Origin of the sequence: Maribacter confluentis (assembly GCF_030505015.1) — a bacterium.
GTDB classification, from domain to species: Bacteria; Bacteroidota; Bacteroidia; order Flavobacteriales; family Flavobacteriaceae; genus Maribacter; species Maribacter sedimenticola.
This window is the reverse complement of record NZ_JAUKUC010000001.1, coordinates 2,308,461-2,334,808: the sequence shown is the minus strand read 5'-3', so window position 1 is coordinate 2,334,808 and position 26,348 is coordinate 2,308,461. Positions and strand designations below refer to the sequence as shown.

23 protein-coding genes are annotated in these 26,348 nt (G+C 38.8%); 13 read left to right on the top strand and 10 right to left on the bottom strand.

Going from position 1 to position 26,348, the window contains the following annotated elements; genetic code table 11:
• Positions 1-89: 89 nt before the first annotated feature.
• From sufD to Q2T41_RS10190, 7 genes are all read right to left on the bottom strand, one after another.
• Positions 90-1,406, bottom strand: a complete 1,317-nt coding sequence (gene sufD / locus Q2T41_RS10220; RefSeq protein ID WP_304435997.1) for a Fe-S cluster assembly protein SufD — start codon at positions 1,404-1,406, stop codon at positions 90-92.
• Positions 1,407-1,482: 76 nt separating this feature from the next.
• Entirely contained in the window at positions 1,483-2,235 is a 753-nt protein-coding gene (sufC, locus tag Q2T41_RS10215; protein WP_304435996.1) for a Fe-S cluster assembly ATPase SufC, read from the bottom strand.
• A 6-nt stretch (positions 2,236-2,241) separates the two neighbouring features.
• Entirely contained in the window at positions 2,242-3,114 is an 873-nt protein-coding gene (locus Q2T41_RS10210) for an N-acyl homoserine lactonase family protein (protein WP_304435995.1), read from the bottom strand.
• A gap of 13 nt (positions 3,115-3,127) precedes the next feature.
• Positions 3,128-4,573 carry a Fe-S cluster assembly protein SufB gene (sufB, locus tag Q2T41_RS10205; RefSeq protein WP_304435994.1) on the bottom strand — a complete coding sequence of 482 codons (1,446 nt, stop codon included), beginning with the start codon at positions 4,571-4,573 and terminating at the stop codon, positions 3,128-3,130.
• Positions 4,574-4,907: 334 nt separating this feature from the next.
• On the bottom strand, positions 4,908-5,237 hold the full coding sequence (locus Q2T41_RS10200; RefSeq protein WP_089258534.1) for a HesB/IscA family protein: 330 nt from the start codon (positions 5,235-5,237) through the stop codon (positions 4,908-4,910).
• Between the two features lie 124 nt (positions 5,238-5,361).
• On the bottom strand, positions 5,362-6,705 hold the full coding sequence (locus Q2T41_RS10195) for a hypothetical protein (protein WP_304435993.1): 1,344 nt from the start codon (positions 6,703-6,705) through the stop codon (positions 5,362-5,364).
• A gap of 2 nt (positions 6,706-6,707) precedes the next feature.
• Positions 6,708-7,928, bottom strand: a complete 1,221-nt coding sequence (locus Q2T41_RS10190) for a choice-of-anchor B family protein (protein ID WP_304435992.1) — start codon at positions 7,926-7,928, stop codon at positions 6,708-6,710.
• Between the two features lie 139 nt (positions 7,929-8,067).
• Here Q2T41_RS10190 and Q2T41_RS10185 point away from each other — a divergent pair, with 139 nt between their 5' ends.
• Both Q2T41_RS10185 and thiL read left to right on the top strand, forming a co-directional pair.
• Positions 8,068-9,525: a Gfo/Idh/MocA family protein gene (locus tag Q2T41_RS10185; RefSeq protein WP_304435991.1), complete on the top strand. Its 1,458-nt coding sequence runs from the start codon at positions 8,068-8,070 to the stop codon at positions 9,523-9,525.
• 100 nt (positions 9,526-9,625) lie between these two features.
• Complete coding sequence (gene thiL, locus Q2T41_RS10180) at positions 9,626-10,669, top strand: thiamine-phosphate kinase (RefSeq protein WP_304435990.1); 1,044 nt, start codon at positions 9,626-9,628, stop codon at positions 10,667-10,669.
• A gap of 7 nt (positions 10,670-10,676) precedes the next feature.
• Here thiL and Q2T41_RS10175 read toward each other — a convergent pair whose 3' ends face one another.
• The gene (locus Q2T41_RS10175; RefSeq protein WP_089258524.1) at positions 10,677-10,895 is read right to left on the bottom strand and encodes a DUF1660 family phage protein; all 219 of its coding nucleotides are present in this window, start codon (positions 10,893-10,895) and stop codon (positions 10,677-10,679) included.
• Between the two features lie 251 nt (positions 10,896-11,146).
• On the opposite strand from Q2T41_RS10175, the gene Q2T41_RS10170 reads away from it, so the two are divergent.
• A complete protein-coding gene (locus Q2T41_RS10170; protein WP_304435989.1) occupies positions 11,147-12,424 on the top strand; it encodes a branched-chain amino acid transport system II carrier protein in 1,278 nt (425 codons plus the stop codon).
• A 9-nt stretch (positions 12,425-12,433) separates the two neighbouring features.
• On the opposite strand, the gene Q2T41_RS10165 is transcribed toward Q2T41_RS10170, so the two are convergent.
• Both Q2T41_RS10165 and Q2T41_RS10160 read right to left on the bottom strand, forming a co-directional pair.
• On the bottom strand, positions 12,434-13,204 hold the full coding sequence (locus tag Q2T41_RS10165; protein WP_304435988.1) for an exodeoxyribonuclease III: 771 nt from the start codon (positions 13,202-13,204) through the stop codon (positions 12,434-12,436).
• 9 nt (positions 13,205-13,213) lie between these two features.
• Complete coding sequence (locus tag Q2T41_RS10160; RefSeq protein ID WP_304435987.1) at positions 13,214-14,506, bottom strand: aminopeptidase P family protein; 1,293 nt, start codon at positions 14,504-14,506, stop codon at positions 13,214-13,216.
• A gap of 147 nt (positions 14,507-14,653) precedes the next feature.
• On the opposite strand from Q2T41_RS10160, the gene Q2T41_RS10155 reads away from it, so the two are divergent.
• From Q2T41_RS10155 to Q2T41_RS10110, 10 genes are all read left to right on the top strand, one after another.
• The gene (locus Q2T41_RS10155; protein WP_304435986.1) at positions 14,654-16,105 is read left to right on the top strand and encodes a M20/M25/M40 family metallo-hydrolase; all 1,452 of its coding nucleotides are present in this window, start codon (positions 14,654-14,656) and stop codon (positions 16,103-16,105) included.
• Positions 16,093-17,835, top strand: coding sequence for a M28 family peptidase (locus Q2T41_RS10150; RefSeq protein WP_304435985.1), 1,743 nt, complete (start codon positions 16,093-16,095; stop codon positions 17,833-17,835). The genes Q2T41_RS10155 and Q2T41_RS10150 overlap by 13 nt, the downstream gene beginning before the upstream one ends.
• 79 nt (positions 17,836-17,914) lie before the next feature.
• Positions 17,915-20,761 carry a VPS10 domain-containing protein gene (locus tag Q2T41_RS10145; protein ID WP_304435984.1) on the top strand — a complete coding sequence of 949 codons (2,847 nt, stop codon included), beginning with the start codon at positions 17,915-17,917 and terminating at the stop codon, positions 20,759-20,761.
• Positions 20,762-20,765: 4 nt separating this feature from the next.
• Complete coding sequence (locus tag Q2T41_RS10140; RefSeq protein WP_089258510.1) at positions 20,766-21,104, top strand: cupin domain-containing protein; 339 nt, start codon at positions 20,766-20,768, stop codon at positions 21,102-21,104.
• Positions 21,105-21,119: 15 nt separating this feature from the next.
• Complete coding sequence (locus tag Q2T41_RS10135; RefSeq protein ID WP_304435983.1) at positions 21,120-21,509, top strand: DUF2721 domain-containing protein; 390 nt, start codon at positions 21,120-21,122, stop codon at positions 21,507-21,509.
• 87 nt (positions 21,510-21,596) lie between these two features.
• The gene (locus tag Q2T41_RS10130) at positions 21,597-22,031 is read left to right on the top strand and encodes a hypothetical protein (protein ID WP_304435982.1); all 435 of its coding nucleotides are present in this window, start codon (positions 21,597-21,599) and stop codon (positions 22,029-22,031) included.
• Positions 22,032-22,196: 165 nt separating this feature from the next.
• A complete protein-coding gene (locus Q2T41_RS10125) occupies positions 22,197-22,874 on the top strand; it encodes a succinate dehydrogenase cytochrome b subunit (protein WP_304435981.1) in 678 nt (225 codons plus the stop codon).
• Positions 22,875-22,886: 12 nt separating this feature from the next.
• Entirely contained in the window at positions 22,887-24,902 is a 2,016-nt protein-coding gene (locus Q2T41_RS10120) for a fumarate reductase/succinate dehydrogenase flavoprotein subunit (protein ID WP_304435980.1), read from the top strand.
• 65 nt (positions 24,903-24,967) lie between these two features.
• Entirely contained in the window at positions 24,968-25,714 is a 747-nt protein-coding gene (locus Q2T41_RS10115; protein ID WP_089258500.1) for a succinate dehydrogenase/fumarate reductase iron-sulfur subunit, read from the top strand.
• Between the two features lie 63 nt (positions 25,715-25,777).
• Positions 25,778-26,260 (top strand): very short patch repair endonuclease, encoded by a 483-nt coding sequence (locus Q2T41_RS10110; RefSeq protein ID WP_304435979.1) that lies wholly within the window; start codon positions 25,778-25,780, stop codon positions 26,258-26,260.
• The last annotated feature ends 88 nt before the right edge of the window (positions 26,261-26,348 follow it).

Below are 26,348 nucleotides of genomic sequence, written 5' to 3'. Positions count from 1 at the left end.
TAACCTAAAAAATATGTAGGAAAACACAACGGTTCGTTAAGAATGACCTAACGAACCGTTAATATTATTGAATAAAATAATGAATGTCTCTACAAATCGAACCCAAGGTTCACCCCTAGCTTCTTCGCTATCAATTTATTTATTCTAGTTTTTAGCTCAGGAATACGAACAGAAGTAAGAACATTATTAGCAAAAGCATACATTAACAATGCACGTGCTTCTTTTTGTGGAATACCTCTTGACTGCAGGTAAAACAATGCATCTTCATCTAACTGTCCTATAGTACACCCATGGGAACATTTTACATCATCAGCGAAAATCTCCAATTGTGGCTTTGTATTGATACTGGCCTTATCACTAATTAAAATATTATTGTTTTGCTGAAAAGCATTGGTTTTTTGGGCAATTTTATCCACAATAATCTTACCATTGAAGACTCCGGTTGAACTATCCCCGTAAATACCTTTATAATCTTGGTGACTCTCACAATTAGGCTCAATATGGTGCACTAAGGTATGATGGTCTACATGTTGTTTTTCACCCAAGATGGTAATTCCCTTCATAGTAGAGTCTATATACTCCCCATTTTGAAAAAAGTTAAGGTTGTTACGTGTCATTTTTCCACCAAAGGAAAATGTATGAACCTTTACGACGCTCTTATCCTTTTGATCAATATAAGTGTTATCTATCAACGATGCATTGGCAGCATCATTCTGTATCTTATAAAAATCTACAATAGCGTTCTTATCTGCATATATTTCCGTTACCGCATTGGTAAGGATGTCGTTGGAGGTCAAACTCTGGTGCCGTTCTATAATTTGAACCTCGGCATTTTCTTCAACCACCACCAAATTTCTAGGTTGCAACATTAAAGAAGCCTCGTTACCTGTTGAGAAATGTAATATCTCAATAGGTTTTTTCGGCATTTTGTTCTTTGGAATGTATATATAGGCACCCTCACGGCTAAATGCCGTATTCAAGGAGGTCAAAGATTCGTCCTTAGAGGCTATTTTATTGAAATAAACATCAATAACGGGCTTATACATTGGCTTTGTCAACGCGGAACTCATTAAACAGATGTCTACTCCGTCATGTGTAGTTTCAGAAAGGTAAGAACTATAAATACCGTCAACGAATACTATTTTATAAGAATCTATCTCATGTAGAAAATAACGCTTAACGTCCTTATACTCTATAGTATTTTCCTGTTTTGGAAAAATACTGAAATCTATTTTCTGTATACTGTTCAACGATGTATACTTCCAAGCCTCTTCCTTTTTTGAAGGAAATCCTTTTTCCTCAAAATTCTTTATGGCGGCCATACGAACCTCATGTACCGGATGCTCCACGTCCACGTTGTTCTCAAACGCCATAAAAGAAGAAATCAATTTATCTTTTAAATCCATATATCTTTAGTATTAAGTCCTTTGTACAACGTAATAAGGACTCTATACTAAGTACTTTGTACTTAGTACTAATTTTTTAAACCGCTGTTTCTTGCTTTAACCAGTCGTACCCTTTTTCTTCAAGCTCCAAGGCCAATTCCTTACCACCTGATTTAACAATTTTACCGTTGTGCAAAACATGTACAAAATCTGGAACAATATATTCCAACAGACGTTGGTAGTGCGTAATTAGAATAACCGCATTATCCTTACTCTTTAATTTATTCACCCCGTTGGAAACGATACGCAATGCATCGATATCAAGACCGGAATCCGTTTCATCCAAAATAGCCACTTTAGGTTCTAGCATGGCCATTTGAAAAATTTCGTTTCTTTTTTTCTCACCGCCAGAAAAACCTTCATTTAAACTACGCGACAAGAATTTACGGTCTATTTCCAATAATTCCGATTTTTCCCTGATCAACTTCAACATCTCCTTTGCAGGCATATCTTCAAGACCTCTAGCCTTACGGGATTCGTTAATGGCCGTTTTCATGAAATTGGTTACGGATACTCCAGGAATTTCTACCGGATATTGAAAAGAAAGAAAAACACCTTTATGGGCTCTTTCTTCTGGCGACACGTCTTCCAAGTCCTCTCCATTTAATTCTATGGCACCTTCCGTTACCTCAAAATCCTCTTTACCCGCAATTACGGATGCCAAGGTACTTTTACCTGAGCCATTAGGACCCATAATAGCATGTACCTCACCCGCCTTAACTTCCAAGTTTATTCCTTTTAGTATTTCCTTATCCTCCACACTAGCGTGTAAGTTTGTAATTTTCAACATAATATGTTACTTTAAATATTCTGGTGCCTTAGGCATTTTATTAAAATCTTCTTTTGAATGTTGCATGTATACTTTGGCATTGTTCTCCTTTGCCAAAGCTTCAAAACTGGACATGCTATTTAATGTTTCCTCAACATCATAATTAAAAATAGGTACTCTTCTATGTGTTCTATTTTCATACAAATGATACAGATCGCCGGTTAATAGTAAAGGGCCGCTTTCAGGAAGGTCCAAATACAAAACCTGATGTCCCGGGGTATGTCCTGGCATAGATTTAATGACAACGGTACCGTCACCAAAAACGTCATAGTCACCAGTAAGCGGTTTTGTCTTGGTCAAATCCTTGATCGCATTATAAATATCTGCATTGTTCTTTTGGGTTTCCTCACTTGTGATAAAATCATATTCACTTTGTTGCACCAACCATGTAGCCTCTTTAAGGACATTGGCATGCCCACTATGATCAAAATGGGTATGGGACAAGGCTATAAAATCAATATCCGTTGGCACCATGCCAATACGTTTTAGTTGATTAACTATAGAGTCTTTTCTACTTACCGTAAATGCGCCGCTTGGGTCCGTGTACGGTTCGTCCATAGCGATTAAACTTTCAGGAAGTCCTGCATCCCACATGAGATTACCTTTAGGATGGCTAATAACATAGAACGGGTCTGCAAATTCCTTGGTCTGGCCATGATAGGTGGTGTCCTGAGAAAATAATTCCAGGTTATTGACCATAACAGTACCACCATTAAAAGTGTACAATTTCACCTCTGGCTTTACTACTTCTTGTGAAGTGATTTCAGCTTTAGTTTCGTTCTTATTTTCTTTGCAGCTAAATGCGAAAATCAGAACTATGATGATTAAAAAATTTCTCATTAGTGTATTTACTTTATCCAACAGATCCTTCTAAACTAATTTCCAAAAGTTTTTGAGCCTCCACGGCAAATTCCATTGGTAACTTATTCAACACTTCTTTACTGAACCCATTTACGATCAACGCTATTGCTTTTTCCGTATCAATACCTCTTTGGTTGCAATAAAATATTTGGTCCTCACCAATCTTACTGGTTGTGGCCTCGTGCTCTATCATTGCCGATTTATTCTTGGCCTCAATATAAGGGAATGTGTGTGCCCCACATTCATTGCCCATTAAAAGGGAATCGCACTGCGAAAAATTACGCGCACCTTCCGCTCGGCTATTCACCTGTACCAACCCACGATAACTGTTTTGAGATTTTCCGGCAGAAATACCTTTAGAGATAATGGTACTTTTGGTGTTCTTTCCAATATGGACCATTTTGGTACCTGTATCTGCCTGTTGGTAATTATTGGTTACAGCAATAGAATAAAATTCCCCTATGGAATTATCTCCTTTTAAGATACAGGAAGGATATTTCCAGGTAACGGCAGATCCTGTTTCTACCTGTGTCCATGAAACTTTGGCGTTTTTCTCACACAATGCTCTTTTGGTCACAAAATTATAGACCCCTCCTTTACCGTCCTTGCCTCCCGGGAACCAATTTTGAACCGTAGAATATTTTATTTCCGCACCGTCCAAGGCAATTAATTCTACCACGGCGGCATGTAGTTGGTTTTCATCTCTAGATGGTGCAGTACACCCTTCTAAGTAACTTACATAACTATCTTCATCTGCAATGACCAATGTACGTTCAAATTGGCCGGTACCTGCTTGGTTGATTCTAAAATAGGTAGAAAGTTCCATTGGACAGCGAACGCCTTTAGGAATGTAACAGAAACTACCATCAGAAAAAACAGCGGAGTTCAAAGCCGCATAAAAATTATCTCTTTTTGGCACTACAGAACCAATGTATTTTTTTACCAGTTCAGGGTGTTCCTTAATGGCTTCCGATATGGAGCAGAATATAATTCCTTTTTCCGCCAAGGTCTTTTTAAACGTGGTGGCAACCGAAACCGAATCCATAACAATGTCTACCGCAACATTCTGTAGTTTCTTTTGTTCGTCTACAGAAATCCCAAGTTTCTTGTACATCTCCAACAATTCCGGATCAACATCATCCAAAGTTTTGTTGGGATCTGCCTTTTTAGGGGCGGAATAATATGAAATTGCCTGAAAATCGGGTTTTGTATAATGTACATTTGCCCATTCTGGCTCAGCCATTTCCTTCCAATATTTAAAAGCCTCTAAACGCCAAAGCGTCATCCATTCCGGCTCCTCCTTTTTCTTGGATATGGCAATAACGATTTCTTCGCTCAAACCATTTGGAAACGTTTCAGATTCTATATCGGTGTAGAAACCATATTCATACTCTTTGGTTTCCAATTCTTTCTTTAATTCTTCTTCTGTATATGCCATATATTCATAGTTAATAAGTTAAAAGTTGACGAGTTAAAACTAACCATATCTCTTCTTAACATATTTAATATAGTTTGCTAGCTGCTTTGAAATTATCGCAATTTGTTCTCTATACTCTATTAATTCTCTTTTTTCAAAATATCCTGTTTAATCCATTATATAAAAAGGATTCTACAACTAGTTGGAAAATCCCTAAGCAACATATAAGGCTGACTGTCAAGCAATTTAAAGATATCCCCTATAAACGCTTTTGATAATTTGTATACTTCTAAATTTTCAAAAGAACTATACATAACAACCTTTGCCTATTTCCTTTTTCTCGTTTTACTTTATACTATAATGAAAAACTTTCACCACAACCACATGTTCTTTGTGCATTGGGATTGTTAAAGACGAAACCCTTACCGTTAAGTCCACCAGAATATTCCAATACTGTACCTACTAAGTATAAAAAACTTTTTTTATCTACAATGATACGTACATCGTTATCTTCAAAAACCTTATCAGCTTCATCTTTTTTATTATCAAAATTCAATTCATAAGACAATCCACTACATCCGCCGCTCTTAACACCCACACGCACATAATCCTTGGTCGCGTCAAAACCTTCCTCTGTCATAAGGTTGATGACTTTCCTTTTAGCCGTTTCTGATACCTGAATCATAATTAACTGGATTTAATCTAAATAGTTTACAAATATACGTCATAAGTAGGTTTTTTCCATAGAACCTAACATTATTATAACGTATATCAACATAGGAGAATCCTATAAGAATATCTGGTGTGTTTTATTTGATTTTTAAAAGGATCAGGTCTGATTTACCTTTAAGGATAAGGGGGTTAAAATCGGCACTTGATGATTCCCCCACAACGAAAACGCTCCCATCTGGGTTTTCCATTAGGTCAAAACCAAAATCAAGTCCGGAACCGCCATAAGATTGCTGCCAAACAAGATTACCGGTTTGGTTGGTCTTTACCAACCAAATATCATTTTCCCCCATATTGTTAGAGGCATCATAATCATTGCTTTTAGTGTTTCCGGCAATTAAAAATCCGCCATCCATACTTTCTACGACCGCCTGTGCCAGATCAAACTTGCTGCCACCATAGGTCTGCTCCCATTCCAAATTGCCATTTTCATCCAATTTGATCATCCACATATCAGATTCACCGTGGTTATTTAAAATATCGCCATTAGTACTAAACGTATTGCCTACGACCACAAAACCGCCATCCGTAGTTTTGGCAATATCATAGGAAACCTCAATACCTTCCCCACCAAAAGATTGTTCCCAGACCAGGTTACCAAACGCATCTACCTTTACGACCCAAAAATCATAGCTACCATTGGTGCTGCTAATATCATAATCGTCACTTTCGGTAAAACCGGCCATGACAAAACCACCGTCATTTGCCTGTACCACACTATGCGCACGATCATTGTTGGTTCCTCCAAAATAACCGCGCCATTGCACACTGCCCTCTTCATCTATCTTGGTGCCCCAAAATTCACCTACACCATGACTCGTTAAGGTATTGCCTTTTTCAATATTACCGTCTGCACGTGCCGATGTAATATCCAAAAATCCTGTGAAAAAATACCCTCCCTGAGATGCCTCAAGAATATCGTAGGAATGGTCATGTCCAGAAAAGCCGTAACTACTTTCCCACTCCAAATTGCCCTGTGCATTCAACTTCACGATCCAATTGTCATGAAATCCTTCATTATTAGTGGCGTCGCCGTCACTGCTCATTGCATAACCGGTTAAAATAAACCCGCCATCACTGGTCTGTGCCAAACTTTGCCCAATATCATCTTTGCTGCCCCCATAGGTTTTGTTCCATTGTAAATTTGCATCGCGGTCAAACTTTAAGAGCCAATAATCATTTTCTTCAATGGTTTTGGTATCAATATCACCATTTATACTGCCTGTATATCCAATAATTGCAAAGCCGCCATCATTGGTCTTTATAATGGCCTGAGCACTTTCAACACTACTACCGCCAAAATTTCTAACCCATTCCAATTCTCCCTTGAACGAAGATTCCAAAGTATTGAACGTTACTTCCGCTTCTTCCTTTGCGCAAGAAAAATAAAGCATAATAGAGATTATAAGTGCCGTTTTACGCATATTCAATCAGATTTTTTAATGATAAATATTCCGCCATCAATATCACTGACAATAACATTTCCACTTTCAAAATAGGGATAAACACTCCACACACCAGAAAACTGGGTGTTATCATTTGCCGGGTAGGTATCAAAAAAAGCCTCTTCAGTAATTACCTTGTCCCCTATATTGGTTATGTTCAACACACGGACTCCGGCAGTGTAATTAGCTAGAAAAAATTCGTTCCCCAAAACATATCCATTATGGTCTATAGCACTTGTAGGACCTAAATAGGTGTGGTGCAAAACAGGATTTTCCAAGTCCGCCATATCAAAAATCAAAGTTCTGGTGTTAAAACCTTGACGGATTTCATCCAATTCATCTCCTAAAATAAAATACCGCTGGTCATCTGTAAACCACCCTTGGTGGGTATAACCAATATTTGGGTAAGGCAAAGTAGCCAATGTCAAAGGGGAATTTTTATTACTAATATCTACTATAACAACTTGATCTTCATTAGCCCCAACAAATAGTTCCGCACCTTGATAGTCAGTATCTGGACCACTGTACGTAATGACCTGTGCATCATGAGTATACCCGTTAACACCCCACCCACCGGCCGCCAGAGGGGCAATTGGATTTTGAAGATCAAGAAAATGTACGCCACCATTGTAGTCATCGTCCCTATCTGTACCCACAGGATAGGCAAATCCAGAGGAGGGATTGATTACAATATTATGAGCATTACCAATACCGGTATAATTACCATCTGCAATAAACGTTAAGGGAAGATTATTTACTCCCCTAAGTTTTTTAAGGTCGAACACTTGAACACCATGATTATCGGCTTCGGCAACGATGTAGGCATAATCTCCATAAACCTTTACATCTCTCCAAGAACTTGCACTGGTAGCAGTGGGCAATTTTCCCAGAAAAGTTGGGTTTTCGGCATCCGTAATATCTATAAAAGCTGTACCATTATCCAAACCCATAATTGCGTATTCCTTTCCTGTCTCAATATCTGTCCACCCCCAAATATCATTGCCCGAAGCCGCCTGCATCGTTTCCAAGCTAATATTGGCCAAAAAATCATACCCATTACAAGGGTATATTCCTGCCATACCGTTTTCACAAGGCATGGATACAGAAGTAACAACATCGGGTACATTATTCTGAATAGAATCATTATCAGAAGAGCACCCAAAAATCCCAAAAAATGTTAAAAGATAAAGAACCTTTTTCATGCAATTAATTTAAAATCAATACTTAAAGATACTAATTGCATTTTATGAAAAATCATAAAACTGAATTGAGGTCCATATTATTGCCATAATTAAATTATCTTGATGATCAAATCAACTATCAATAAAACAAGTTTACCTTATGTCAAACAAAAAGACACACATTAAAAAAAGTTCGCGCAGAAAATTCATGAAAAACACCGGTATGGCCGCAGCCGGATTTATGATCGTCCCTAGACATGTATTGGGCGGAACGGGGTTTATTGCGCCAAGTGATAAACTGAATATAGCCGGTATTGGCGCAGGTGGCAAAGGACAAAGTGATATTGCTTCGTTTGCAGAAAGTCCAAATGTCAATATTGTATCATTATGCGATGTAGATGATAGACAGGCCGTTAAATCCAGAGAAGCTTTTCCCAAGGCCAGTTACTATAATGATTTTAGGGAAATGTTAGAGAAGGAAAGCAGTAATATTGATGCCGTTTCCGTTTCTACGCCAGACCATAACCATGCGGTGGCAGCATACCAAGCAATGGCAATGGGCAAGCATGTATATGTTCAAAAACCGTTGACCCATGATATTTGGGAAGCCAGAATGCTTACCGAAGCTGCAAAAAAATTCAAAGTGGTAACCCAAATGGGAAACCAGGGCGGTTCTGGAGATGGGGTCCGTAAAATGAAGGAGATTTACGATACAGGTATTATAGGTGATGTCCATACCGTAAAATGTTGGACCAATAGGGCAATTTGGCCCCAAGCGTTGCAGACACCTACCAAAAAAGATAGGATACCTAAAGGTCTAAACTGGGACCTTTGGCTTGGCACTGCGGCAATGCGCGATTATAATGATGCGTATTTACCGTTTGATTGGAGAGGGTGGTCGGATTTTGGAACGGGTGCCTTAGGTGATATGGCATGCCATATCATGGACCCCGTTTATAGAATTTTACCTATTCTTTATCCGGATACCGTAGAGTGCAGTGTATCGGATTCGTTCAAAGGGAATTTTGAATACAAGGATTATCCAAAAAGTTTTCCGAATTCCAGTAAAATCCATCTTAGCTATCCAAGAACCGATGGCAAAGGCAAAATAAAGGTTACTTGGATGGATGGCGGACTTCTTCCTGAGCGCCCAGAGGAACTAGGGGATGATGAAGCCTTAGGAAATTGGGATGGCGGCGTGCTATTTATAGGTACTAAAGGAAAACTAATGGCAGATTGTTATGGTGCCAACCCAAGGTTATTGCCATTAAGTCTCAACGAACAGTTTGAAGTAGAGCAAACCATTGCCCGTGTACCGGAAGGCCATTATTTACAATGGGTAAATGCATGTATGGCAGGGTATGGCAATGCAGAAACCAGCTCCTCCTTTGACTATGCCGGTCCGTTTACGGAAAGTATTTTAATTGGTAATTTAGCATTGAAATCATACTTTGAAGTAGACCCTACCGTGGAAAACCAAAGCTTTTGGGGCGGAGGCAAGCAATATTATGGCAGAAAACGCTTACAGTGGGATGCAGCAAATATGAAGATCACCAATTTTGAACCGGCCAATAAATATGTAAAAAGAACCTATAGGGAAGGGTACTCCTTAGGCTAGACCGTTAATTTGCATCTAATTGATTTTAATAATGAACCGGGGCACAAATGCCCCGGTTATTTTTGGTTTTTATCTTGTATTTACTTCTTAAATTTGCAGCATGCTAGAAAACAAAGACCAAGAAAGAACATCACTGGAAAAATTAGGGGAATTTGGCTTAATTGAACATCTTACCAAGGATTTCAAGATTTCCCGGAAGTCAACCATTAAGGGTATAGGCGATGATGCTACCGTGTTAGATTTCAAGGACAAAAAAACGGTGATCAGTACCGATCTATTAATTGAAGGTGTGCATTTTGACCTCAGCTATATGCCATTAAAACATTTAGGGTATAAAGCGGTCATGGTAAATTTATCCGATATCTATGCAATGAACGCAACGGCTACACAAATAACCGTATCCATTGCGGTGTCCAATAGATTTCCTTTAGAAGCCCTGGAAGAATTATATTCCGGTATTGCCACGGCCTGTAAAATGTACAATGTAGATCTAGTGGGCGGGGATACCACGTCTTCAAAGACAGGGTTGCTCATTAGTGTAACGGCCATAGGAGAAGCGGAAGAATCTAGCCTTGCCTACCGCTCCGGTGCCAAACCTAATGACCTTTTGGTCGTAACGGGAGATTTAGGTGCAGCCTATATGGGACTACAGGTCTTAGAACGGGAAAAAGAAGTATTTAAGGTAAACCCCAATAGCCAACCCGATCTAGAGCCCTATTCTTATATTGTTGAACGGCAGTTAAAGCCTGAAGCACGAAAAGATATTCCAGATCTCCTTAAAAAATTAAAGGTTCATCCTACCAGCATGATCGATATTAGCGACGGACTATCATCTGAAATATTGCATTTAAGCAAAAGTAGTGGCCTAGGTATAGATTTATATGAAGATAAGATTCCACTTGACCCAACTGTAATATCTGCCTGTGAGGAATTTAAAATGGATAGTACCTTGGTAGCCTTAAGTGGAGGCGAAGATTATGAATTGCTGTTTACCATAGACCAAAAAGAATTCCCAAAAATAAAGGGCAATCCTAATTTTACCGTTGTGGGGCATACTACGGGAGAAAATGAAGGTGCTTTCTTAATTTCCAGGAATAATACAAAAATTCCATTGACCGCTCAGGGCTGGAACTCTTTTGCGTAAAATAATGCTATGCTACTTGTTGTGTAGCGGTATGCCTTCTTTGGTAAATACGCTCTAATGTCCTATTGATATCCTGTAATTCTGGAGTTAAACTAGAAAGGTTGCCACTTACATCTGTAGTAACTTGTTTTTGGCAATGAATACACTTGTACTCTTTAATGTGGGAGGTTACTTTTTTAGAAATGGAGTAATGATGGCCGAAAATGTTGCAGAATAATTTTTTCATGCTGTAGGTTTTTTGGTGCAAAGGTTACAATCTGGGTAATCTAAAATATGCGGTTTATAATTAGGTTTACTAGTAAGAAATTGACATAAGTTTAATTTCTTAATGTTAATGTACTGTATATTAAAGAACTGTACCACTATTTGTTGTGAGTCTGACCTATCCTGTTGTCAACCTTCTTTTTTTTGGTGTCTTGAATCATCAAAATCCTTGGCAGGTCTGTTATTTAATAAACTTTCACTTAAATTGCATCTATGTTTAAAAAGAAGGAAACCCTTGTAACCGCCTTTGCCCTATTCTCCCTTTTTTTTGGGGCGGGCAACCTAATTTTACCCCCATTATTGGGCTTTAATTCTGGAAATCAATGGCTCATAGTAACTATAGGTTTTGGATTATCTGCCGTAGTGATACCCGTATTAGGTATTTTGGCACATGCAAAATTACAGGGAACACTTATAGATTTTGGCAATAAGGTGTCACCTTTGTTCAGCTTGATCTATGCATTTTTCATTTATGCAATTGCGATAGCCCTCCCTAGTCCCAGAACAGCTTCCGTTACACACGAAATGGCTATACAGCCCTATTGGGAAATTTCTTCTTGGTATACCAGTAGTATTTATTTTGGCCTGGTCTTACTATTTGCTTTAAACCGTTCCAAAATTTTGAACATACTGGGCAAGATTTTAACCCCTGCAATAATCATTATCTTGCTATTGGTCATTGGAATAACGGTTTTTTCATTTCCGTTTGAATTTGGAAGCACAACAATTGAAAGCCCCTTTACCAACGGTATTTTGGAAGGCTACCAAACCTTTGATGCCATTGGCGCCGTAGTCGTTGGTGGGGTCATTATCATATCTATCAATCTAAAATATGTTGATGCAAGGTATGATGAAAAGAAAACATTGATTATGAACGCTGCCTGGTTTGCCGGTTTATCGCTGTTCTTGATTTATATGGGTTTAATTCTTTCCGGGGCATTGTCACATACGGTTTTTAACGTGGAGACCACTAGGACAGAAATCTTATCTGGCCTTGCAAAACAGAGTTTGGGGAATATTGGCAATTTGTTCTTGAGTATATTGGTTGGTTTGGCGTGCTTTACCACAGCGGTAGGTATAGTGACCGGCACGGCAGATTATGTAGCATCAAGGTTTAAGGAATCTAAAACGGCTTATATCCTTATGGCAATTATTGGTAGTGTGTTGGGGGTGCTCATGGGTCAGTTTAACGTTGGGTATATCATTGCGGTTGCCGTACCCTCATTAATGTTCATTTATCCATTGACCATAATCCTAATTCTTTTAAATATATTCCCTGATAAATATGCTACACCTTTGGTCTTCAAAATGGTGGCGGTTACCACTATCCTATTTAGTATACCTGATTTCTTGGGTAGTATAAGTGCATTAGCACCAGCAGCAGATACATTTTCATGGATTCCCCTGCAGCAATATAGTTTGGGCTGGGTTTTGCCAGCACTTTTGGTATTTGTCCTGACCAATATTTTAGCCAGAACAAATACAAATTAAAGCGAATTTCTAAAACTCTATTTCCAAACTAATAGGACAATGGTCACTACCCAAAATCTGATCATGTATCTCTGCAGATTTCACTTTGTCCCAAATAGATTCGCTGACTAAAAAATAGTCTAAGCGCCAACCAACATTTCTCCCTCTTGCACCACCGCGCATACTCCAAAAGGTATACTTATTAAACGTGGTAGGATGCAATTTTCTAAAACTATCCACTAGATTGAGTTCTTTCAACATATGGTCAAATCCGTCTATTTCCACTTGGGTAAACCCAGATGTTTTATTGTAATTGCTTTTTGGGTTTGCCAAATCGTTTGCGGTATGTGCCACATTAAAATCTCCTGTAATGATTAAAGGTTTGGTCGATGAAAGTCCTTTAAGGTAGTTGGTAAAATCTTTATCCCACTCTGCCCTGTAATCCAATCTTTTTAGGCCGTTTCCACTATTAGGGATATAAACGTTGACCAAATGAAATTCATCAAACTCCGTATGTGAAATTCTCCCTTCCAAATCATGGACCTCAATTCCCATTTTACCAGAAAATGAAACAGGTGTGCTTTTGGTCAAAATACCGGTACCGGAATATCCTTTTCTTTCTGCACTGTTTGTATAAAGTTTGTAGTCCTGAATATTCTTTAAAGCTTCTACTACTTGATCATCTTGAGCCTTAGTTTCTTGGATACAGAAAACATCTGCATCAAATTCTGCTATAACATTCTCAAAGTCCTTTTTAACGGCAGCTCTAATACCGTTTACATTCCATGATACTAATTTCATTGTATAGTTTTAAGCGTTCATCAACTCCTCAATTTCATCGGCGTTAATTGGAATATTCGCCATTAGATTAAAAGGCTCCCCTTTTTCCTGAATAACCACATCATCCTCCAAACGTATACCCATATTTTCCGCAGGTATGTAAATACCCGGCTCTACCGTAAATACCATATTGGCCTTCATGGGTGTTTTTAAAGCACCATAATCATGTGTATTCAACCCTATATGGTGACTGGTACCATGCATAAAGTATTTTTTATATGCAGGCCATTCCGGATTTTCATTTTGTACATCGGCCTTGTCCAAAAGACCTAGACCTAATAATTCAGAAGTCATGATCTTTCCACATTCCTTATGATATTCTGCCCATAATGTCCCGGGAACCAGCATTTTTGTTGCCTCATTTTTAACTCGTAATACAGCGTTATAAACCTCTTTTTGGCGTTTCGTAAATTTACCGTTTACCGGTATGGTTCTAGTTAAGTCACTTGAATAATTGGCATATTCCGCGGCTACGTCCATTAAAATTAAATCACCGTCCTTACAGGGCTTATTGTTCTCCAAATAGTGCAGCACATTAGCATTGTTTCCAGAGGCAATAATAGGTGGATAGGCAAAACCTTTAGAGCGGTTACTTATAAATTCATGCACCAATTCCGCTTCAATTTCATATTCCATGACCCCTGGTTTTACGAAGCCAAGTAATCTACGGAAACCTTTTTCTGTAATGTTACAGGCGGTTTGCATAAGTTCTAATTCTTCAGGTTCTTTTATTCCTCTTATTTCCTGAAGGATAGGATTACTCTTTGCAACTTTGTGCGCAGGGTATTCTTGCTTACATTTTTCTATAAAGCGGTCCTCACGCGTTTGTGTTTCTACCGCTTGTCTGTAATGTTCATTCGTATTAAAATATATTGTTTCCGCCTCGGTCATTAGGTCAAAGAATATCTTGTCAAACTCTTGCAACCAACATATGGTTTCTATGCCTGATACCTCGGTCGCCTTTTCCTTGGTCAATTTTGCACCTTCCCAAATAGCAATATGTTCATTGGTTTCACGAACAAAAAGTATTTCCCGATGCTTTTTGTTGATGGCATCCGGGAACAAAACAAGAATGGTTTCTTCTTGATCGGCTCCGGACAGGTAAAATATATCCCTATGCTGTTCAAAAGGTAAAACGCTATCCGCTCCTATAGGATAAATATCATTGGAATTAAAAACGGCTATGCTTTTAGGCTGCATACGGTCCATAAACTTTTTGCGGTTCTTTATAAAAAGGGAATTGGGAATTTGATCGTATTTCATGTATTTAAATTTTGACATAAAATTACACAATATGTGGTGTTTCCTTAGAAAATAGGGCATATAATTATAAAATTAACAAGATCATAACCCCACTTTCTTAGCAACAAATTGGCTAACTTGTACACTTCAACCAAATACAAACAACTCATGAAAAAAATTGCTTTCCTATTGATTGGTGCGCTATGTCTACAAGCGTGTTCAGAAACCAAAAAAGAAGAATCCCAAGCAGAATTATTTGCAAGGATAGATGCTGAAATTAAGTCAAACTCAAAAGGTTACAGCACCTTAAAGGAAGCCTCTGAAACTATAGGACATCGCCTAACAGGTTCTACAAATGGTGCCAAGGCAGAAGAATATACATATAACAAGTTCAAGGAATACGGTTTTGAGGACGTGGTTTATCAAACTTTTGAAGTAGAGGCATGGGCAAGAGGAGAGGTTTCTTTACAAATCAATGATGAGGATGTTAAGGTAGTTACTTTGGGCCATGCTCCTATAGAATCCCATGTAACAGGCGATATTGTTGATATGGGCAATGGTTTGGAAGCAGATTACGCCGCAAATCCAGATGCGGTGAAAGGTAAAATTTCCTTAGTCTATATTTCTATTTTACCGGATAGTGAAGAGGGTTTGACCAATTTACACCGAAGTGAAAAAACCGCTTTGGCCATAAAATACGGAGCTATTGGCATAATTATCATTAATCAGGTTGATAATGGTGTTCTTTTGACCGGTACCGCATCGGTTACTGGAGAATTGATACCAATTCCTGCAGTGTGTATTGGCAAGGAGGACGGCATGGCTTTAAAGGAAACTTTGAAATCCAAAAAAGCGACCGCTAAAATAGATATGACCAATACCAGTGATGTCATTAAAGCAAGAAATGTTGTAGCTACCTTACCGGGTACAGAAATTCCGCAGGAAGAAATTGTAATTGGTGGTCATTTGGATTCTTGGGATCTGGCTACTGGCGCCATCGATAATGGTATAGGTTCATTTGCAGTATTGGATATTGCAAGGGCATTCAAGGCTAATGATCTCCATCCTAAAAGAACCGTGAAATTTGTAATGTTCATGGGAGAAGAGCAGGGTCTACTTGGATCTAAATATTTAGTGGAACAGGCTATTGAAAACAACACCATTGAGAACATTAAATATATGATGAACTTGGATATGTCCGGTAACCCAATTGGTATGAATGCTGGCGGAAAATTGGATAACAAACAATTCTTTAAAGATCTGGGAACAGCCATTCAACAGCAGGACACCATTTATCAGAACACATTCTCTAACCGTTCCGGTCTTCATAGTGACCACCAACCCTTTATGTTAGAAGGGGTACCCATTTTATCCGTACATAGTAATTTAGACCGTTCCATATATGGTTGTTACCATTCTGATTGTGACGATTTTAATTTGGTCAATGAGGACCATATGCAAAATACCGCCCGTTTTGGAACCATGATGCTTTACGCACTTGCAGATGCAGAACAATTACCCGCTACAAAAATGGATAGTGAAACGACCAAGGAGTTTATGATCAAAAATAATCTTAAGGAGAAATTGATCATTGGCAATGAATGGAAATGGGAAGAATAACATTGCGTAAAATTAGCATGAAACAAGGTTTACTGTTGCTGGTGCTCTATGGTACCCTTTTAAGCGGATGCGCCCAAGATATTCAAGAAAAATCTATTGATTATTATGGTCTGGTAAGACAACATTTTACCGGAAAGACCGCATTTGCCACAACGGATTATGTAGAAGATTACTGGCGCGTGGTAGGAAACACCGGCTTCAACAATACTATTTATTTGTTAGCAGATAGCTTACAGGCCGCAGGGTATGTCTTAGAGGAAAATGCTGAAGAAGGTGATCGATTAACGTACAGAATTGAAAGACGGCCAATGGATCACCAGACTTGGGAACCCATAAGCGCTTCATTACACATTGTAGGAGAGGATACACCCTTGTTACAATCGGATACAAATCGAAACATGACCTATTTACATTCTGCCTCTACGCCCAAGGAAGGTATAAGTGCAGAAGTGGTCTGGATAAAATCCATGCACGACCTAGCATCGGTTTCCCTAAAAAACAAAGTGGTTTTTGCGGAAATGAACGGACGGCAATTGTATAAAACTGCCATAAAAAAAGGCGCCTTGGGTATGCTCACGTATGACAATCCAAGCTATTTACAACCAGAGAAAAACACTACTTCCATTCAGTTTAGAAGTCTACCTTCTCAAAGTGATCCTGATTTTTGGGGCATTGCTTTATCCTATGAAGCAAAAGAGAAACTGGTTGCCAAACTTACAAAAGGAACTGCTAAAGTTGTAGCACATATACAGACCAAAAAATACCCTTCCGAAGAACTAACCATTGTAGCGGATATTAAAGGTAGTACTTTGCCCAACGAACGTTTGGTATATAGTGCACATATTCAAGAACCCGGCGCAAACGATAACGCAACAGGAGTTGGCGCCCAATTAGAAATGGCCATGATAGCCGCAAAATTGGTTTCCGAAGGCAAAATAGAGTTACAAAGAACTATGACCTTCCTATGGGGAGATGAAATTATTTCTACCCGAAGGTATATTGAAGAAAATCCCGATCGAGCAAAAGGCATAAAATGGGGAATAAGCTTGGATATGGTTGGTGAAAACACGACCGTTACGGGAGGCACCTTCTTAATTGAAAAAATGCCCGATCCCAGTGCAATATGGACCCGCGGAAACGATAAACATAGTGAATGGGGCGGCGAAGTATTGAGCATGGAGGAAATGCGGCCCCATTACCTTAATGACTTTATCATAACCACTTTTAAGGAACAGGGGAAATTTGCAAATTGGGTAGTAGAAACCAATCCTTTTGAAGGAGGAAGTGACCATAAACCATTTTTAAATGCCAACATTCCTGGGCTATTGCTATGGCACTTTACGGATCAATTTTATCATACGGACAATGATCGTATTGACAAGGTATCCCAAAAAACCTTAAAAAATGTAGGTACGGCAGCCTTGGTCAGTGGTTTAAAATTGGTGAATGCTGAATCTGGTTTTGCTTTGGAGCAAATTGCTACTTTAGAAAAAAAAGCCCTTCTACGTTTACAGAATGAATATGATTTGAGTGTATCCGCAATTGAAAAAGGGGGAAACCCTGCCGAACAACTATCAATTTTAACCGCGTGGAAAGATTGGTATTTAGCGGCCCTGCTTTCTACCCAAAATGTTTTAAGCAATACTTCCTTGACTAAAAAACAACTTAACGGTGCTAAAGCAAAAATTGAGAAAAAATATGAAGAGAAGAAAAAACAATTAGTAAAGTAATCAGAACAACCATATTGCACACCAATTGTCAAGCTATAAACAAATTCTTACCTTACCATCACAATAGAACATCTATAACATGAAAAAAGTTTGTTTTCTACTCCTAGCAGGGGTTTCCATTGCCACAGCCCAAATACAGCCTACGCCATCCAGTAATGTTGTAGAAGCACTTTCACAAAAAAAAATAATGGATGAAAATTCTTTGGTGAAACACGTTTCCCTAAAGAATATAGGTCCTACAATAATGAGCGGCCGTGTTGTAGATTTAGCCGTGAACGAAGACAACCCAACAGAGTATTATGTAGCCTATGCATCTGGTGGTTTATGGTATACCAACAATAACGGTACTTCGTTTACCCCGGTTATGGACGGCACGCAAACCCAAAATTTAGGGGATATTGCCGTGCATTGGGCCAGTGGTACCATTTATGCGGGAACAGGAGAAAATAATGCTTCCCGTTCTTCTTATGCCGGTATTGGTATTCTGAAATCTACGGACCATGGTAAAACATGGCAGCATATGGGTCTGGAAGATTCCCATCATATTGGTAGAATTTTGGTGAATCCTGATAATGAAAATGAGGTTATTGTTGGCGTTGCCGGGCATCTTTATTCCCCAAACGAAGAACGTGGAATATATAAAACAAGTGATGGAGGCAAAACATGGCAAAAAACCTTATTCATTAATAATGATACAGGTGTCATTGATATCGCCTACGCGCCAAACAACTTTAATATTCAATATGCAGCTGCTTGGCAGAAAGATAGAAAAGCATGGGATTTCATAGGAAATGGGGATGGCTCCGGTATTTACAAAAGTACGGATGCCGGTGCTACTTGGAAAAAGGTTTCAACACCTGATAGTGGTTTTCCAACAGGTAATGGAGTAGGAAGAATAGGACTGGCCGTATATGATGAAAATACGGTTTATGCCGTCCACGACAATCAATTTAGAAGAAATAGTACCAAAGAGAAAAAAGCAAAGCAGGAAGGATTAACAAAAGAAGATTTCAAAACGCTTTCCAAAGATCAATTCTTGAACTTGAACGATAAAGACTTGAACGAATTTTTAAAAACGAACAACTTTCATGAAAAATATAGGGCGGCCAACGTAAAGCAGATGGTACGCAGCAACGCCGTTAAACCATCTGACTTGGCTTTGTATCTGGAAGATGCGAATGCAATGCTTTTTGATACACCGGTTATAGGTGCAGAAGTTTATAAAAGTAATGATGCCGGTAAAACGTGGAAAAAACAGAACGAGGATTATATAGATGACCTTTTCTATAGTTATGGTTATTATTTTGCCCAAATATCAGTAGACCCAAATAACGTAGATGCTATTTACTTATCCGGAGTTCCTATCATTGCATCTAAGGATGGCGGAAAAACCTACACCTCTATAAATGGGGACAATGTTCATTCTGACCATCATGCACTATGGATAAATCCTAAATTAAAAGGGCATTTGATCAATGGAAATGACGGTGGGGTCAATACCACTTATGATGATGGCGCACATTGGATCAAAAATAATACGCCCTCCGTTGGTCAATTTTATGCCATAGCGGTAGACCAAGAAGAACCTTATAACGTGTATGGTGGCTTACAGGATAATGGAGTATGGATGGGCCCTCATAATGCCGAGGAAAACACTTCATGGCACCAAGAAGGTCAGTACCCCTGGAAATCAATTATGGGCGGTGACGGCATGCAGGTAGAAATAGACAATAGAAATGCCAATATTGTTTATACGGGATATCAATTCGGGAATTATTTTAGAATAAACCTAGAAACAAACAAGAACACATATATACAGCCCAAACATGAATTGGGGGAAAGTCCTTACAGGTTCAACTGGCAGTCCCCTATCCTACTTTCTGCACACAACCAGGATATAGTATATCTGGGCGGTAATAAATTACATAGGTCATTAAACCAAGGTGATGATTGGGAAACCATTTCGGGAGATTTGACCAAGGGCGGCAAAAAAGGTAATGTTGCCTTTGGCACTTTAACGACCATTAGTGAATCTCCTTTTAAATTTGGGCTTTTATATACTGGAAGCGATGATGGATTAATTCAAAGAAGTGACAATGGTGGTGGTAGTTGGACGGTCGTTTCCAAGTCTTTGCCTCAAAATTTATGGGTTAGTAGAGTTGTAGCATCAAAACATAATCAAAATAGGGTTTACGCTACGTTGAACGGATATCGGTCAGATGATTTTACGGCCTATATCTACGTTAGTGAAGACAAGGGAGCCACTTGGAAAAGCATTGCCAATGGCGTTCCCAACGCCCCCGTAAATGTATTGGTAGAAGATCCCGAGAACGAAAACCTATTGTTTATAGGCACAGATAATGGCCTATATCTTTCATTGGACCAAGGCGCAACGTGGAATTCATTTCATAATGGTATGCCCTATGTTGCCGTACATGACCTTGTCATTCAACCCAAGGAGAAACATTTATTGGTGGGCACCCATGGTAGAAGTATCTACAAAGCAGATATTGCGTCCATAGAAAAAATGACCCCGGATGTATTAAACAAAAAATTACACCTTTTTAATGTCGAAAATATTAAACATTCTAGAAGATGGGGTAATTCTTGGAGCACTTGGTCAAAACCGAATACACCTGGTCAGGACATTACCTTCTATTCTGGAACAGATGATGTTTATCGCGCAACAATTAAATCATCCGATGGGGTAACCGTTAGCGAAACGGAAATTGTCGCGGACAAAGGTTTAAATGTATTGTCCTATGATCTGGCCTTTTCCAAGATCGGAAAATTGAATTATTTGAAAAAACACAAAACCGAACTAAAGCAAGCAGATGATGGCAAAACTTATTTGCCCAAAGGCACTTATACCATTATACTTAAAGGTGACGCAAGCACAGGTGAGGTTAATTTTGATATAGAATAATAACATGAAATTAGTTGATTGGAATACCCTTCCTGATTTGGGTGTTAGCCATAACCCGGACATTAAAAAACGCACCTTGATAGGAAAGGATGAAATTCCACAATTAATGATGTACGGAACTGCAACATTCAAGTCTGGCCAACGTGTAGAACTTCATAAACACGACACTATGTATGAGGTATTCCACATTCAATCCGGCAAGGCAATATTTACCGTTTCGGGAAAAGAATATGAATTGGGACCGGGCATGTGCATAACCATAGAACCTGGTGAAATGCATGGGCAAAACAATCCGTTCAATGAAGATGTAAGTTGGGTATATTTTGGAATAGCAACGGATTAATTTGAATATTTACACATGGAACTTACATTAGGTATACCCGCTTTGCTCTTTCCTGCCATCTCATTGACCATGTTGGCCTATAATGCAAGGTATTTGGCTATAGCGGCACTTATAAGACAATTACACAAAAAATACCAAGAAACCGCATCTGCATCGGTTGGGCTACAGGTCAAAAAATTACGAAAAAGATTGACCATCATTAAAAATATGCAGGCCACGGCAATATTTAGCTTTCTCCTGGCCGTTATTACCATGGCCCTTATTTTTTTCAATATAGAAATCGCGGCAAATGTGGTCTTTGGAATTAGTCTGCTCTCATTGATCGCATCTTTAGTACTAAGTTTTGTTGAGGTACAATTGTCTACAAAGGCATTGTCCATTCAACTGAAGGATATGGAAAAATAACAAAATTAACTGCGTTCATGTATTTGTAGGCACTACTATGTACCAATCATAAAATATCAATATATTTAACCCTTTTGCCCTCTGTTTATGAAGCGTGTAAAAGAGCATAATATATATAATTCCATACGGGAAATTAGGGAATTTGATTTTGGTGTTTTCTATTTTTTTACGGGAGGAATCATTATTTCCGAAATGAACGAAGGAGTACTTTTTAAATGGAAAGATGCCTTAAAAATAGTACATGCGGCAGAAGAAATTTATGGTTTGGAAATTCCTATTATATATGTGGCCAACCGTATCAACAGTTATTATGTTGTACCTTCTAATTGGGTCATGTTCTATAGGAACAGGACCAAGATGGCCCATTATGGGGTAGTGGGCCAAACAAGGGGCAGTTTTGCCAGTATTTTACTTGAAAAGCTGTTTTTTAAAAATTCATTAGTTCAATTTAAAAATTTGGACCATGCCACAACTTGGGCAAAAAATATTTCTGAAAAGGCATTATGGCCAGATAAGGGATGAGCTTTTTTGTTCAACATTTTTTGGTATGAACGACCCTTGGGACATTCAAATCTTAAACATCGATAAAATTGATTTTAAAATCAATCTAAATAGATATACTAAACCCTTTGAAAACTTGTTAATAACTTGCTTGTGATGTAAATTCGCATATAAAATTAACAACTAATGGGCAGATTTTTTAAATCTTCGATTGGTAGAAAGTACGCAATGGCACTTTCTGCTTTCTTTTTAATGTTTTTTCTACTTCAGCATTTTGCAATTAATATTTTATCGGTTTTCAGTCCAGATGCTTTCAACGAAGCATCACATTTCATGGGTACGTTTTGGGCCGTTCAATATGTATTGCAACCAATTCTGATTTTTGGTGTTGTGTATCACTTCGTCATGGGTTTTATACTGGAAGCCAAAAACAGGGGTGCTCGGGTAAAAAAATATGCAAAAAACAACGGTGCGGCCAATTCATCTTGGATGAGCCGAAATATGATCTATAGCGGTTTGGCTATATTGGCGTTTTTGGTATTGCATTTTATTGATTTCTGGATACCTGAGATCAATACTAAGTATATTCAAGGCGATATGTCTGGATTGCTTGGGGATGGTGATGGATTTCGCTATTATGAAGAGCTGGTGCATAAATTTGTCAATCCACTAAGGGTAGGCGCCTATGTAGTGGCATTTATTTTCCTTTCGCTTCATCTTATGCACGGTTTTAGTTCTGCATTTCAATCTGCGGGCGCTACTAGTATGAGAAAAGAAAAACTACAACTGTTTGGGAAAGCTTACGCAATCTTAATTCCGTTAGGATTTATTTTCATTGCACTTTTTCATCATTTTAATCATTAATACCTATTACTTATGTCTGTATTAGACTCAAAAGTACCTAAAGGTCCGTTGAAAACGAAATGGACCGATTATAAGAACAAGATAAATTTGGTGAACCCTGCCAACAAAAGAAACATTGATGTTATTGTTGTAGGTACAGGATTAGCCGGGGGTTCAGCTTCAGCTACTTTAGCGGAATTAGGGTATAACGTAAAAACATTCTGTTACCAGGATTCTCCTAGAAGAGCACATTCCATTGCTGCTCAGGGTGGAATCAACGCGGCTAAAAATTATCAAGGTGATGGTGATTCTACGTACCGCTTATTTTATGACACGGTTAAAGGTGGAGATTACCGATCAAGAGAGGCCAATGTTTATAGATTGGCCGAGGTTTCCGCAAATATTATTGACCAATGTGTTGCACAAGGGGTTCCCTTTGCACGTGATTATGGCGGCCTTTTAGATAACCGCTCTTTTGGTGGTGTATTGGTTTCAAGAACTTTTTACGCCAAAGGACAAACCGGACAACAATTACTATTGGGTGCCTATTCTGCAATGAACAGACAGATTGCCCGAGGTAAAATTACCCCGTTCAACCGTCATGAAATGCTGGATGTTGTAAAGGTAGACGGCAAGGCTCGTGGTATTATTGCCCGTAACCTGGTTACCGGTGAAATTGAGCGCCATTCCGCACATGCGGTCGTTATAGCATCCGGTGGATATGGAAATGTCTATTTTTTATCGACCAATGCCATGGGGTCAAACGCTACGGCTGCTTGGAAAATTCATAAAAAAGGAGCGTTTTTCGCTAACCCTTGCTATACTCAAATTCACCCTACCTGTATTCCACGTTCAGGAGATTATCAGTCCAAACTAACTTTGATGTCTGAATCTTTACGTAACGATGGTCGTATTTGGGTTCCAAAAAGTTTGGACGATGTGAAGGCCATACGCGAGGGCAAGAAAAAACCAACGGATTTATCCGAAGACGAAAGGGATTATTACTTGGAACGTCGTTATCCTGCATTTGGTAACCTAGTTCCCCGTGATGTAGCCTCAAGAGCTGCCAAAGAACGTTGTGATGCCGGTTATGGTGTAAATGCTACAGGAGAGGCGGTATATTTGGATTTTGCATCAGCGATCGAGCGTTATGGTAAAGAGCAGGCAAAAATCCATAACATTACAAATGCATCCGCAGAAAAAATCTATGAATTGGGTGCTGCTATAGTGAAGGCCAAATATGGCAACCTTTTTCAAATGTATGAGAAAATCGTAGATCAAGATCCATACAAGACACCAATGATGATTTATCCTGCGGTACATTATACCATGGGCGGTGTATGGGTAGACTATAATTTAATGACTACAGTAGAAGGCTTATATTGCATAGGAGAGGCAAACTTCTCCGATCATGGAGCAAATAGACTGGGCGCCTCTGCATTAATGCAAGGTTTGGCCGATGGTTATTTCGTATTGCCCTACACAATAGGCGATTATTTATCGCATGAGATAAGAACTGGTAAAATTTCGACGGACAGCCCAGAATTTGATGCTGCGGAAAAAGAAGTAAAGGAAAAAATAAACTTCTTTATCAAAAACAAAGGATTGCACTCAGTAGATTACTACCATAAGAAATTAGGTAAGATCATGTGGGATAAATGTGGTATGTCTAGAAATGCGGAAGGATTAAAAGAAGCCATGGCTGAAATTAAGGCACTACGTGAGGATTTTTATAAAAACGTGAGTGTTCCCGGAAATGCAAATGAATTGAACGCAGAACTTGAAAAGGCCGGCCGTGTTGCAGATTTCCTAGAACTTGGTGAGCTATTTGCCAAGGATGCATTGGTAAGGGAAGAATCATGTGGAGGTCACTTCAGGGAAGAGTCCGTAGAAATTGGTGGCGAACAAGCAGGTGAGGCTAAACGTAACGATGTGGATTTCGCATTCGTTTCCGCTTGGGAATATAAAGGGGAACCTGCTGATGCAGTCCTGCATAAGGAGCAACTGGAATTCAATGAAATTGAATTAAAACAAAGAAGTTATAAATAAATAGTATTGAGCTATTAGATCTGATGTTCATCAGAGATTAATACTCATTACTCAATACTTAAAATATGAATCTGACATTAAAAATTTGGAGACAACCTAATGCCCAAACCAAGGGTAAAATGGTCGATTATAAAGTGACAGAGATTTCAGAACATATGTCGTTTCTAGAAATGATGGATGTTTTAAATGAACAACTTATCAATAAAGGTGAAGAGCCTGTTGCTTTTGACCATGATTGTAGGGAAGGTATCTGTGGAATGTGTTCCATGTTCATAAACGGTGAGGCACATGGCCCGGATAGAGGCGTAACTACTTGCCAGTTACATATGCGTATGTTCAAGGATGGTGATACGATTACAATAGAACCATTTAGGGCAAAGGCATTCCCGGTGATTAAGGATTTGGTGGTAGATAGAAGCTCTTTTGACCGTATACAACATGCAGGAGGTTATATTTCAGTAAATACCTCTGGAAACACCCAAGATGCAAATGCCATACCAATATCCAAACATGCAGCGGATGAAGCAATGGATGCAGCAACCTGTATTGGTTGTGGGGCTTGTGTAGCAAGTTGTAAAAATGCATCGGCAATGTTGTTTGTTGGTGCTAAGGTTTCCCAATATGCATTATTGCCCCAAGGGCGTATAGAGGCAGTTGATCGTGTTAAAAACATGGTGGCACAAATGGATCTGGAAGGCTTTGGAAACTGTAGCAATACGGGAGCTTGCGAAATAGAATGCCCAAAAGGAATTTCATTGGAGAATATTGCCAGGATGAACCGTGAGTACTTAATGGCCAATGTAAAGGACTAATCTTGTAATCATAAAGTTTTATAAATCCCGGCCATTTTGGTTCGGGATTTTTTAATTTTAAAAATGTCCAAAAAGTATCCCGAAAAACGTATTATCGTACCAAGGTTCAATGAAGCATCTGGGTTTTATACTACTCCACAGCGCTCCAAGATTATGAGCAAAATACGTGGAAAGAACACCTTACCTGAACTTGCTTTTAGAAAAGCGCTTTACGCAGCCGGGTACAGATACCGTATTGACTATAAAAGATTAATTGGCAAACCAGATATTGCCATGCCTAAATATAAAACGGTCATTTTCATTGATGGCGAATATTGGCATGGAAAGAATTGGGAGAAACGTAAGCCTAACATTAAAACCAATCGTGAATTTTGGATTGCCAAAATAGAACGAAATATGCAGCGAGATCAAGAAGTAAACCAAGAATTAAAACAATTGGGGTTTACGGTATTCAGGTTTTGGGAAACCGAGATAAAGAAAAATCTCAATTCGTGTCTTACCATTGTCATAGAGCATCTAAATGAGAAGCAAAGGAGCACAAAATGAATTTTTTAAAGTTCATTTAATATATGTTTAACCCTTCCCAACCCTTATTTAATAAGGCCTTAACGGACCATGGCATTCATAATTTGTA

What these genes read in the sequence shown, in the direction of transcription:
- sufD (WP_304435997.1), bottom strand. Translation starts at nt 1,406, where the DNA reads ATGGATTTAAAAGATAAATTGATTTCTTCTTTTATGGCGTTTGAGAAC.
- sufC (WP_304435996.1), bottom strand. Translation starts at nt 2,235, where the DNA reads ATGTTGAAAATTACAAACTTACACGCTAGTGTGGAGGATAAGGAAATA.
- Q2T41_RS10210 (WP_304435995.1), bottom strand. Translation starts at nt 3,114, where the DNA reads ATGAGAAATTTTTTAATCATCATAGTTCTGATTTTCGCATTTAGCTGC.
- sufB (WP_304435994.1), bottom strand. Translation starts at nt 4,573, where the DNA reads ATGGCATATACAGAAGAAGAATTAAAGAAAGAATTGGAAACCAAAGAG.
- Q2T41_RS10200 (WP_089258534.1), bottom strand. Translation starts at nt 5,237, where the DNA reads ATGATTCAGGTATCAGAAACGGCTAAAAGGAAAGTCATCAACCTTATG.
- Q2T41_RS10195 (WP_304435993.1), bottom strand. Translation starts at nt 6,705, where the DNA reads ATGCGTAAAACGGCACTTATAATCTCTATTATGCTTTATTTTTCTTGC.
- Q2T41_RS10190 (WP_304435992.1), bottom strand. Translation starts at nt 7,928, where the DNA reads ATGAAAAAGGTTCTTTATCTTTTAACATTTTTTGGGATTTTTGGGTGC.
- Q2T41_RS10185 (WP_304435991.1), top strand. Translation starts at nt 8,068, where the DNA reads ATGTCAAACAAAAAGACACACATTAAAAAAAGTTCGCGCAGAAAATTC.
- thiL (WP_304435990.1), top strand. Translation starts at nt 9,626, where the DNA reads ATGCTAGAAAACAAAGACCAAGAAAGAACATCACTGGAAAAATTAGGG.
- Q2T41_RS10175 (WP_089258524.1), bottom strand. Translation starts at nt 10,895, where the DNA reads ATGAAAAAATTATTCTGCAACATTTTCGGCCATCATTACTCCATTTCT.
- Q2T41_RS10170 (WP_304435989.1), top strand. Translation starts at nt 11,147, where the DNA reads ATGTTTAAAAAGAAGGAAACCCTTGTAACCGCCTTTGCCCTATTCTCC.
- Q2T41_RS10165 (WP_304435988.1), bottom strand. Translation starts at nt 13,204, where the DNA reads ATGAAATTAGTATCATGGAATGTAAACGGTATTAGAGCTGCCGTTAAA.
- Q2T41_RS10160 (WP_304435987.1), bottom strand. Translation starts at nt 14,506, where the DNA reads ATGAAATACGATCAAATTCCCAATTCCCTTTTTATAAAGAACCGCAAA.
- Q2T41_RS10155 (WP_304435986.1), top strand. Translation starts at nt 14,654, where the DNA reads ATGAAAAAAATTGCTTTCCTATTGATTGGTGCGCTATGTCTACAAGCG.
- Q2T41_RS10150 (WP_304435985.1), top strand. Translation starts at nt 16,093, where the DNA reads ATGGGAAGAATAACATTGCGTAAAATTAGCATGAAACAAGGTTTACTG.
- Q2T41_RS10145 (WP_304435984.1), top strand. Translation starts at nt 17,915, where the DNA reads ATGAAAAAAGTTTGTTTTCTACTCCTAGCAGGGGTTTCCATTGCCACA.
- Q2T41_RS10140 (WP_089258510.1), top strand. Translation starts at nt 20,766, where the DNA reads ATGAAATTAGTTGATTGGAATACCCTTCCTGATTTGGGTGTTAGCCAT.
- Q2T41_RS10135 (WP_304435983.1), top strand. Translation starts at nt 21,120, where the DNA reads ATGGAACTTACATTAGGTATACCCGCTTTGCTCTTTCCTGCCATCTCA.
- Q2T41_RS10130 (WP_304435982.1), top strand. Translation starts at nt 21,597, where the DNA reads ATGAAGCGTGTAAAAGAGCATAATATATATAATTCCATACGGGAAATT.
- Q2T41_RS10125 (WP_304435981.1), top strand. Translation starts at nt 22,197, where the DNA reads ATGGGCAGATTTTTTAAATCTTCGATTGGTAGAAAGTACGCAATGGCA.
- Q2T41_RS10120 (WP_304435980.1), top strand. Translation starts at nt 22,887, where the DNA reads ATGTCTGTATTAGACTCAAAAGTACCTAAAGGTCCGTTGAAAACGAAA.
- Q2T41_RS10115 (WP_089258500.1), top strand. Translation starts at nt 24,968, where the DNA reads ATGAATCTGACATTAAAAATTTGGAGACAACCTAATGCCCAAACCAAG.
- Q2T41_RS10110 (WP_304435979.1), top strand. Translation starts at nt 25,778, where the DNA reads ATGTCCAAAAAGTATCCCGAAAAACGTATTATCGTACCAAGGTTCAAT.